The sequence below is a fragment of the Lactobacillus leichmannii genome (assembly GCF_024701915.1).
In the GTDB taxonomy this organism is placed as follows: Bacteria; Bacillota; Bacilli; order Lactobacillales; family Lactobacillaceae; genus Lactobacillus; species Lactobacillus delbrueckii.
Genome location: NZ_QOCY01000055.1, coordinates 1 through 6,164 on the forward strand (window position 1 = coordinate 1; position 6,164 = coordinate 6,164).

Here is a 6,164-nt window from a genome sequence, read left to right on the forward strand (position 1 = left end):
GGGAAGTGGCTCAGTTTGGTAGAGCACCTGGTTTGGGACCAGGGGGTCGCAGGTTCAAATCCTGTCTTCCCGATCTCGCATTAAGCGAACATGCGGAAGTAGTTCAGTGGTAGAACATCACCTTGCCATGGTGGGGGTCGCGGGTTCGAATCCCGTCTTCCGCTTAACGCAGCAGCGTTAGCAAACAGAATATTCCAGCGCACCCATAGCGCAACTGGATAGAGTGTCTGACTACGAATCAGAAGGTTGTAGGTTCAAGTCCTACTGGGTGCATCGGAGGATTAGCTCAGCTGGGAGAGCATCTGCCTTACAAGCAGAGGGTCACAGGTTCGAGCCCTGTATCCTCCATATGGTCCATTGGAGCAGTGGTCTATCTCGCCTCCCTGTCACGGAGGAGATCGCGGGTTCAAATCCCGCATGGACCGTAATTAAAGCAGCGACTTAGGTCGTTGCTTTTTTCGTTTCTATTGCTTTTTATTCCCAAGAAATTGCTGATTGAAAAGAGGAGTAAGATAAAAAAGATCTTTTTCCTGCTTGACAGGGCTTTCAATAACAGGTAACATAAGAAACGTGAATTGAATAATGTTCTTCGGGGCAGGGTGAAATTCCCGACCGGCGGTAAAGTCCGCGACCCGCGATATGCGGTTGAATCCCAAGTGAGGGTACCGATAGTTAAAGTCTAGATGGGAGACAGAACGATACAATTTTTGTCATGTCGTATCGCTTATTTGGCGATGCTACTATTTAATTTTGATATCGATCATTAGGCCTCGAGGATTTCCTCGGGGCTTTTTTCGTGCAATGAAAGGAGTGATTGGATGGCATCAGATGAAGAATACATGCGTCTGGCGCTTGCCGCGGCCCGCAAGGCTGGCAATGCTACCTGGCGCAACCCAAGAGTCGGCAGCTGCCTGGTCAAGGACGGCAAAGTCCTGGCGACTGGTTTCCACCAGCACTACGGCGGCTTCCATGCTGAACGTGATACCATCTCCAAATTGACTCCGGAACAATTATCCAATTCCACTATTTACGTGACTTTAGAGCCTTGCTGCCATTACGGCAAGCAGCCGCCTTGCACCCAGCTGATTATTGACAGCGGGATCAAGCGGGTGGTGGTCGGGGAAACCGATCCCCACTCTCTTGTAACGGGCAAGGGTATTGCTGCTTTGCGGCAGGCAGGCCTTGAAGTAAGCACTGGTCTTTTAGCAAAAGAAGCAAGTCAGCTGAATGAGCACTACAACTACTTTTACCAAACAGGTCTGTCTTACGTGACTTTGAAACAGGCCATGACCCTGGACCACATGTTGGCGAAAAAGGGTGTGCGGACCGCGATTACCGGGGCTGAGGCCTGGACCCGGGTCCACCAGGAACGGGCTGGTTACCAGGCTGTCTTGATCGGGTCAGAAACGGCGATCATCGACGATCCTTTGCTTTTGACCAGCGAGGACCTGGTTCACCCGCCAGTCAGAGTTGTACTGGACCGGCGGGGCCGGCTGCTTGAGCACTTGGATTTACGCTTATTTTCCGACAAGCGGGCTGAGACCTGGATTTTGACGGAAAATCCGGCTTTCTTGGAGCAGGATATGCCAAAGCAGGTAAAAATTTTTGCCCTGTCGGATGGAAAAATCTCGACTAGCATAAAAATTCTGGCTGACCAAGGCGTGCAGAGCGTTTACGCTGAAGGCGGCGCGCATTTGCAAGAGAGCCTACTGGCAGCGGGCCTGGTCAATGACGTGATCAGCTATGTCGCTCCCCGCTTTTTGGGCCGGGGGACTGAAGCAGCCGTAGCCGCGGAAGCACTGGACTTGAAAGATGTCCAAACTGAGCAAGTTGGCGACGATGTAAGAATCTATGGGAGGATCAAGGATGTTTAGTGGTTTGGTAAGCGGCAAGGCGCGGATTCAGCGCCTGGAGCAGGAAGGCAAGACGATCGTTTTGACGGTCAAAACATTCCCGGAAAACCTGGCCGGGGTAAAAATCGGTGACTCGATCGCCGTCAATGGCTGCTGCCTGACGGTGGAGGCTTTTTCCAAAGACAGCTTTACGGTAACCATGATGCCGCAGACTTTTGCCAAGACGACTTTTAAAAATCTGCAGGCTGGCGACCAAGTGAACATGGAACGCAGCGTGCCAGTAGGTGGCCGCTTTGAAGGGCATATCGTCAGCGGGCATGTTGATGAGACGGTAGAAGTTGTTGACTTGAAGCAAAACGAAAATGCCTTAGAGCTCCGCTTTTTCCTGCCGGACCGCTTAAAAAAGCAGGTCGTCCCGCAAGGGTCAGTGGCCATCAACGGGACCAGCTTGACGGTGATGAACACTGGTGATGACTGGTTCTCAGTTGGCTTGATCCCCCACACCCAGGATGAAACGAATTTATCTGGCCTGCAAGTTGGCGACCAGGTCAACCTGGAAACTGACGTGCTGGGCAAGTACGTGGAAGCCAATCTGGCTGCTTTTTTAAAAAATGAATTGGACAAGTAGAAAACACGAGGAAATAAAGATGGATGTCAAAAAGATTCAAGATGCAATTGCCTGGATGAAACAGGGCGGCCTGGTAATCGTGGCCGACGACGAAGACCGGGAAGCCGAAGGGGACATGATTGGTTTGGGCAGCAAGGTTACTCCGGAAAAAATCAACTTCATGACCAAGCATGCCCGGGGCCTGCTCTGCACCAGTATTGGCCGGGAGATCGCGGAAAGACTGGAACTGCCGCAGATGTGGCAGGACAACACGGACCCGTTTGGGACGGCCTTTACCGTCAGCGTTGACTACAAGACGACGACCACGGGGATTTCAGCTTACGACCGGGCAACTACGATCAAGGCTTTGGCCGACCCGGAAGCCAAGCCGGAAGCCTTTTTCAAGCCAGGTCACTGCTTCCCGCTGGTCGCTAAAGACGGGGGCGTTTTGGAAAGAAACGGGCACACGGAAGCCTCAGTTACCTTGGCCAGACTGGCTGGTGAAGCGGAAGTGGCCTACATCTGCGAAATTTTGAAAGAAGACGGGCACATGGCCCGCCGGCCGGAACTGGAAGAAATCGCCAAGGAATACGACCTGCCATACTTCACGATCGCGGAATTGCAGGAGTACTGCCAGAGCTTCGCGAGTAGCCGATCAGAATTCGTAAAACTGCCAACTGACTACGGCGATTTTGAAATCAAGGATTACGGCAATGGCAACCTGGTGATTAAGAAAGGCGAAATTGCCAAAAATGAGCCGGTAATGCTGCGGATCCACTCCAAGTGCCTGACCGGGGACGTCTTCGGCTCCAAGCGCTGTGACTGCGGCCACCAGCTCCACCAGGCCATGCGGCGGATTGAAGAAAAGGGGTCCGGGCTTATCCTCTACCTTAACCAAGAAGGAAGGGGGATTGGCTTGACTAATAAGCTCCGGGCTTATGCCTTGCAGGACCAAGGTCATGATACTTATGACGCCAACCTGCTTCTGGGCTTTGCTCCAGATGAGCGCAAGTACGACGTGGCCGCCAAAATGATCAAGGATTTGGGGATTAAGCAGGTACAGCTTTTGACCAATAACCCGGACAAGATCAAGCAATTGGAAGAGGCCGGGGTGGAGATTACCGACCGCCTGCCCCTGGAAATAGCGGCAACGGCTGAGGACCGCAGATATCTGGAAACCAAGCGGGACCGCTTTAAGCACATGTTAGTCAGTTTATAGTGAGGAAGAAAAAGATGGCAGTAATTCAAGGTGATTTTAAGCAAGTCCACGGCAAGGTAGCGATCGTGGTGTCCCGCTTTAACGAGCTGGTGACCAAGAGCCTGGCAACCGGCGCGGCCGAGACTTTGCTTAAGTTTGGGATCAAGGAAGAAGATATTGATACTTACTGGGTACCGGGGGCTTTTGAACTGGGCTTCGCGGCTAAAAAGCTGGTTGATTCCGGCAAATACGATGGGATCATGACTTTGGGGGCGGTGATCAAGGGCGAGACCGACCACTACGCGATGATCATCAGCAATGTAACCAGCGCGGTCATGGAATTGAATTTGGCGGGCAAGGTACCGGTGACTTTTGGCATGCTGACGACGGAGAATATCGACCAGGCCTTGCAAAGATCTGGCTTGAAAGTCGGCAACGAGGGGAGCGCGACCGCCCAGAGCCTGCTGGAAATGATGAGCCTGCAGGAAAAAATCGGTTAAGCCCCATAACTTGCAAGCGCTTAACTTTTGTGCTATTATCCTAAGTAGAGAAAGTACTTTCGAATATCGTATCGAACCTTATGGAAAGGGCGTATGCGAATGACAGAAAAGATGGTTGATGAGTGAGCCTCTTGAAAGGGCGTATTTATCAGTTTGCTGTCGGCAAGACCGAGGCTAAGGCAGCAGTCGCGATTTAGCGGGAAAGCCTTCCGCGCAAGGGTGTTCTGTTTGTGCACAGCGACTGGGCCGATCAAAAATGACGACTTGCCAGGCAGTTTGTAATAAAATTGAATATTATTGTGGCATAAGGGGCTTCGCGTTAGTGTTGAGACGCGGGGCCTTTTTCCTGTTAAAAAAGCTGACCAAGTCAGCTTCTTATTTTTGTTTAATTAAGGTCCTGGTTCTTCTTCAAGATCTCCAGATACTGCTTTTGAACCTCATTTGGAATGAAATTCTCGCGGATCCCCAAGCTGGAGTAGCAGTAGCTTCGCTGGCTTGGAACCAAGGGGATGGCTTTGACGCCGGGAACGTTTTCCACGGCAATATCCATCAAGTAGCTGACGCCCATTCCTTGCCGAACTAATTGCAAGGTAGCGTCAATATTGTCGACGATCAGCTTTTTGGTCGGTTGAAAACCAGTCTTAGCAAAGAGCCGGTCAAGGGATGTTCTTGATAAAAAGCGCTTGTGCCGCATGATCAAGGGCGTGTCTTTGATCTGAGCAATGCGGATTTCATCCAGCTGGGCCAGGGGACTGTCTTCAGCAACTACCAAAACATATTGATAGCGCTGCAAGGGGGTAGTCTTGATTCCTGGTAAGGGATCATCGCCTAATCTGGAGAAGACGATTACGTCAAAGCGTCCCTCCCGCAGATGCTGCTCAAGCAGGTGGGAATTTTCTTCTTTAGTTTCGATATTTGCCAGCATCCGGCCTTGGTTTAAGTGAGTGATCACTGATGCTAGCCAGGCCTTGCCGGCCAGTTCTGAATAGCCTAAGCGGAAGTTATTGGCGTTGGCCCGTTTGACTTCGATCTTAATTGAATTTTCCTCTTTGACTAATTTCTTGGCCCTTTTATATAAGACTTGTCCCGCTGGCGTGATGACCAGGGGAGCCCGGCTGGACTTTTTAAAGACCAGCTGGACCCCGCATTCTTCTTCCAACCTTTTGACCATGGCGCTGATGGCTGGGTGACTTGATTCTTTTGAGCAGTGGCATGATAGCTTTCGCTTTCCACCAAGTCGATAAAATAACGCAGATCTCTGAATTCCATATAAAAATCCTTTCGCTTATCGTAAAACATAGCTTTAACGTGCTGATTTATTGATAAATCAGATTTATCATGCTGGCTCTCTTTCAATTGCTTTAGGAGCGGGCGTGCCAAAGATCATGGCCGCTTTGATTCTGGCTTTCTGCGGGTCGGTCTTCCTGTCGACTTCGACTTACTCAGCTAGCCCGGCAGCTATGCTGTCCGGTACGGGCTATGTTTCAAACAAGGACTGGTGGAAGCTGAGCGCGATCATCGGTGTGATTTTCAATGTTATTTGGCTGGGCGGCGGTTTGCTGTGGACCAAGTGCATTGGTTATTGGTAAAAAATGAAGAGTTTGCTGACACTAGAGTGCCTCACTCTAGTGTTTTTTCTTGTTTAAAGCAAAAAAATAAAAAGTTTTACCTTTTTTCTCCCGGAAAAATTACGATAATCCGAACGATTCTTCGCAAAGAAAAAGATTTTCCCCCGTAAGCGAAAATAAAGGCAAAACTATATCAAGCAGCGCTTGTTACAACTCTGCCGGCTGTATCCATGATAAAGCGAATGAAAAGGCTGATTTGACCTTTCAAAAATAACGAGTATACTAATATTTGTTGTCGCGGCGAAGAAGGAATTCGCCGGAGACACGAAAAAGAAAATATCGAAAACTTGTTGACAAGAATCAAACAAGCGAGTAAGATATAAAACGTTGCGTCACTTGACGCAAGTTGGTACTTTGAAAACTGAACAAAGTTTCGCA

The 6,164-nt window shown here is 50.1% G+C and carries 5 protein-coding genes, 5 tRNA genes, 1 pseudogene and 1 riboswitch; of the genes and pseudogenes, 10 read left to right on the forward strand and 1 reads right to left on the reverse strand.

Going from position 1 to position 6,164, the window contains the following annotated elements; translation table 11 throughout:
• The 9 genes from DS743_RS08705 (at window position 1) to ribH (ending at window position 4,158) form a co-directional block, all read left to right on the forward strand.
• A tRNA-Pro gene (locus tag DS743_RS08705) sits at window positions 1-73 on the forward strand.
• A 19-nt stretch (window positions 74-92) separates the two neighbouring features.
• Window positions 93-164, forward strand: a tRNA-Gly gene (locus DS743_RS08710).
• A gap of 35 nt (window positions 165-199) precedes the next feature.
• Window positions 200-273: transfer RNA gene (locus tag DS743_RS08715), tRNA-Arg, on the forward strand.
• A 2-nt stretch (window positions 274-275) separates the two neighbouring features.
• Window positions 276-348: transfer RNA gene (locus tag DS743_RS08720), tRNA-Val, on the forward strand.
• A gap of 3 nt (window positions 349-351) precedes the next feature.
• Window positions 352-425, forward strand: a tRNA-Asp gene (locus DS743_RS08725).
• Between the two features lie 156 nt (window positions 426-581).
• Window positions 582-700: riboswitch (FMN riboswitch) on the forward strand.
• Window positions 701-818: 118 nt separating this feature from the next.
• Window positions 819-1,874, forward strand: a complete 1,056-nt coding sequence (gene ribD, locus DS743_RS08730) for a bifunctional diaminohydroxyphosphoribosylaminopyrimidine deaminase/5-amino-6-(5-phosphoribosylamino)uracil reductase RibD (protein WP_035185730.1) — start codon at window positions 819-821, stop codon at window positions 1,872-1,874.
• Complete coding sequence (locus DS743_RS08735; RefSeq protein WP_003614183.1) at window positions 1,867-2,481, forward strand: riboflavin synthase; 615 nt, start codon at window positions 1,867-1,869, stop codon at window positions 2,479-2,481. The genes ribD and DS743_RS08735 overlap by 8 nt, the downstream gene beginning before the upstream one ends.
• 19 nt (window positions 2,482-2,500) lie before the next feature.
• Complete coding sequence (locus DS743_RS08740; protein ID WP_035185728.1) at window positions 2,501-3,679, forward strand: bifunctional 3,4-dihydroxy-2-butanone-4-phosphate synthase/GTP cyclohydrolase II; 1,179 nt, start codon at window positions 2,501-2,503, stop codon at window positions 3,677-3,679.
• 14 nt (window positions 3,680-3,693) lie between these two features.
• The gene (gene ribH, locus DS743_RS08745; RefSeq protein ID WP_003614176.1) at window positions 3,694-4,158 is read left to right on the forward strand and encodes a 6,7-dimethyl-8-ribityllumazine synthase; all 465 of its coding nucleotides are present in this window, start codon (window positions 3,694-3,696) and stop codon (window positions 4,156-4,158) included.
• A gap of 385 nt (window positions 4,159-4,543) precedes the next feature.
• Here the strand turns inward: ribH and DS743_RS08750 are convergent, their stop codons facing one another.
• Entirely contained in the window at window positions 4,544-5,329 is a 786-nt protein-coding gene (locus DS743_RS08750) for a LysR family transcriptional regulator substrate-binding protein (RefSeq protein ID WP_035185726.1), read from the reverse strand.
• A gap of 166 nt (window positions 5,330-5,495) precedes the next feature.
• Between DS743_RS08750 and DS743_RS08755 the strand changes: the two are divergent.
• Window positions 5,496-5,747 (forward strand): annotated as a pseudogene (locus DS743_RS08755) (anion permease); the annotation flags it as partial.
• Window positions 5,748-6,164 lie beyond the last annotated feature (417 nt).

What these genes read in the sequence shown, in the direction of transcription:
- DS743_RS08750 (WP_035185726.1), bottom strand. Translation starts at nt 5,329, where the DNA reads ATGGTCAAAAGGTTGGAAGAAGAATGCGGGGTCCAGCTGGTCTTTAAA.
- ribD (WP_035185730.1), top strand. Translation starts at nt 819, where the DNA reads ATGGCATCAGATGAAGAATACATGCGTCTGGCGCTTGCCGCGGCCCGC.
- ribH (WP_003614176.1), top strand. Translation starts at nt 3,694, where the DNA reads ATGGCAGTAATTCAAGGTGATTTTAAGCAAGTCCACGGCAAGGTAGCG.
- DS743_RS08735 (WP_003614183.1), top strand. Translation starts at nt 1,867, where the DNA reads ATGTTTAGTGGTTTGGTAAGCGGCAAGGCGCGGATTCAGCGCCTGGAG.
- DS743_RS08740 (WP_035185728.1), top strand. Translation starts at nt 2,501, where the DNA reads ATGGATGTCAAAAAGATTCAAGATGCAATTGCCTGGATGAAACAGGGC.